This is a genomic window from Kitasatospora phosalacinea (assembly GCF_000717185.1).
GTDB classification, from domain to species: domain Bacteria; phylum Actinomycetota; class Actinomycetes; order Streptomycetales; family Streptomycetaceae; genus Kitasatospora; species Kitasatospora phosalacinea_A.
In genome coordinates this window covers 1-1,277 of sequence record NZ_JNYE01000243.1, presented here as the reverse complement: position 1 = coordinate 1,277, position 1,277 = coordinate 1, and the positions used below count along the sequence as shown (strand labels likewise).

General features: G+C 68.5%; 2 protein-coding genes. Both read right to left on the bottom strand.

The window, feature by feature from the left end:
- Nucleotides 1-32: 32 nt before the first annotated feature.
- Nucleotides 33-914, bottom strand: coding sequence for an IS3 family transposase (locus OO57_RS37800; protein ID WP_033257441.1), 882 nt, complete (start codon nucleotides 912-914; stop codon nucleotides 33-35).
- A complete protein-coding gene (locus OO57_RS37795) occupies nucleotides 911-1,210 on the bottom strand; it encodes a transposase (protein ID WP_033257440.1) in 300 nt (99 codons plus the stop codon). The genes OO57_RS37800 and OO57_RS37795 overlap by 4 nt, the downstream gene beginning before the upstream one ends.
- Nucleotides 1,211-1,277: the final 67 nt, after the last annotated feature.

The following is a 1,277-nucleotide window of genomic DNA, read 5'->3' as shown; positions in this document are numbered from 1 at the left end:
TGAAGTTCCCCCATGATCTTGGACACTCGTTCCTACGCGGCGAGGGTGTGTCGTTGTCGGGTCTCGTGCGGGGTCAGGTAGCCCCAGCTGGGGTGCTTGCGTAGCCGTCGGCGGTTGTAGAAGGTCTCGATGAAGGAGAAGACCTCGCCGCGGGCGGTTGCCCGGTCGGGCCAGATGCGGGCGCCGATCTCGGCTTTGAGGACCGCCCAGAAGCTCTCGGCTGCGGCGTTGTCGTAACACGAGCCGGTGCGTCCGGTGCTCGCTCTCATGCCCAACCTGGTTGCCTCGCTGCGGAATTGAGCCGAGGTGTATTCGCTTCCGCGGTCGCTGTGCGCGATGCAGTCCGGTTCCAGGCGGCCGCGTCCGTGGGCCATCTGCAAGGCGTCGACGACGAGGTCGGCGCGGTGGTGGTCGGCCATCGCGTAGCCGACAACCTCGCGGGTGGCCAGGTCCAGCCAGCAGGCCAGGTAGAGCCAGCCCTCCTCGGTCAGCAGGTACGTGATGTCGCCGACCAGGCGGGTGCCGGGCCGGTCCGCGGTGAAGTCCCGGCCGAGCAGATCCGGCGCCGGTCGGGCCTGCTTGTCCGGGCGGGTCAGCGACCGGCGCCGGCGGCGGGTGATCCCGGCGATGCCGTGTTCGCGCATCAGCCGCTCGATCCGCTTGCGGTTCACCTCGTGCCCCAGCCGCCGCAGCTCGGCATGCACGCGCGGGACACCGTAGGCGCCCCTGGAGGCGAGGTGGACCACCGTGATCTCGTGCGCGAGTGCATCATCGGCCCGACGGCGCCTGCGTCGCGCTTCCTCGCCGTCGGCCCAGGCGTAGAAGGAGGAGCGAGGAACCCCGAGGATGCGGCAGAGCAGGGCGACCGGGTAGGTGGCCTTCTCCGCCGCGATGAACCGGTAGATCTCGCTCACCGGTCGCTCTCCCGCACGAAGAAGGCCGTCGCTTTTTTCAGGACCTCGATGGTCTTCTGCTGTTCGAGGTTCTGTCGGCGCAGGCGACGCAATTCCTCGTGCTCGGTGCTGGTCAGCTCCCCCGGGCCGCCCTCGCCGCGGTCGATCTTGTCCTGCTTGACCCAGCTCCGTAGCCCCTCCGCGCTCACTCCCAGGTCCCGGGCCACCTCGGTGACCGTCTTGCTGGAGGACCGGGCCAGCGCGACGGCGTCCCGCTTGAACTCCTCCGAGTACCGCTTGCCCTGCTTGTTGCTCACCTGGCTCTACTTCCTCTGGAACCTCACGTCCCAGTCTCCAGGTGTCCAGGTCCACGGGGAAGCTTCA